2 protein-coding genes are annotated in these 1376 nt (G+C 58.3%); both read left to right on the plus strand.

The window, feature by feature from the left end; translation table 11 throughout:
- Positions 1-104: 104 nt before the first annotated feature.
- On the plus strand, positions 105-602 hold the full coding sequence (locus ACP7A4_RS23045) for a terminase small subunit (protein WP_048401732.1): 498 nt from the start codon (positions 105-107) through the stop codon (positions 600-602).
- Positions 603-1376: terminase large subunit domain-containing protein (locus ACP7A4_RS23050; protein ID WP_426248504.1), on the plus strand; the 774-nt coding region annotated here is incomplete at its 3' end.

Genomic DNA, 1376 nt, shown 5'->3' on the forward strand with positions numbered 1-1376 from the left:
CTTGAGCAAGGGGGGGGGCGGGTCAAAACCTCCAGACCTTTTGTCTCGGACACCACCCCCTCCCGCACGCGCACATTTTTTCCCCTTTTCAGGAATTTTTGTTAATGGCTTTAACACCCAAGAAGCGGGCATTCGTCGACGCTTTGCGGGGCGGTGCCTCAAATAAGGACGCAGCCATAGCCGCAGGTTACGCAGCTTCCAGCGCATCGGCAGCCGGATCACGGCTTGCAAAAGACCCTTACGTGATGGCCGCAATGGCCGGAACGACCTTTAACAAAAAAACCAAGAAAATTGTTAAAGCCTCAACAGCGCAAAAACCAGCTGATGAGGTCACACAAACGAGCGAACCGGATGACACGCTAAGCTTCGATTTGAGCAAAGCCTTGTCCTACTCCGACCCCAAAGCCTTCCTGTTGGCGGCCATGAATGATCATGAAGCCGAGGCAAAGCTGCGGGTCGACGCTGCAAAAGCCCTGATGCCTTTCATGCACCAACGTAAAGGCGAGACCGGGAAAAAGACCGAGCGCGAAAACGCGGCCAAGGTAGCCGGGGCAGGGCGCTTTGGCTCCAGTCCGCCCCCCCCATTGAAGGCAGTCAAGTAAATGCAATGGACAACCGCCTGCCCAGATTGGGAGCAAAAGCTGCGCCTGAGGCAATCGATCATTCCGGCACCCTTGTTTCCAAACGAAGCCGAGGCCGGTCTGGCCGTATTGCGCGAACTCAAGATCGTCGATGCGCCGGGCAGCCCGACCATTGGCGAGTCTTGCGCCGAGTGGGTGTTCGACTTCGCCGGGGCGATCTTCGGCGCTTACGACTACACCACCGGGCGCCGGATGATTTCGGAGTACATGTTGTGTATTCCGAAGAAGAACTCCAAATCGACCATTGCAGCCGGGATCATGCTCACAGCGCTGATCCGCAACTGGCGCATGTCGGCCGAGTTCATCATCCTGGCCCCGACCAAAGAGATCGCTGACAACTCGTTCAAGCCTGCGGCCGACATGGTCAAGCACGACGAAGAGCTGCGCGACCTGATGCACGTCCAGCCGCACCTTCGCACCATCACCCACCGCGAAACCGGCGCCACGCTCAAAGTGGTGGCAGCCGATGGCGACACGGTAGGCGGTAAGAAAGCTGTAGGGGTACTGATCGACGAAGCGTGGCTGTTCGGCAAGAACGTCAAAGCGCCGGACATCATCCGCGAAGCCACAGGCGGACTTGCATCTCGGCCCGAAGGCTTTGTTATCTGGCTGACCACGCAGTCCAACGAACCGCCTGCCGGTGTGTTCCGCGAAAAGCTCAAGTACTCCCGCGCCGTGCGTGACGGCCGCATCGACGACAACCAGTTCCTGCCGGTGATCTACGAATTTCCGCAG

Source organism: Pseudomonas sp. TWR3-1-1, assembly GCF_049896545.1.
Lineage (GTDB): Bacteria > Pseudomonadota > Gammaproteobacteria > Pseudomonadales > Pseudomonadaceae > Aquipseudomonas > Aquipseudomonas weihenstephanensis.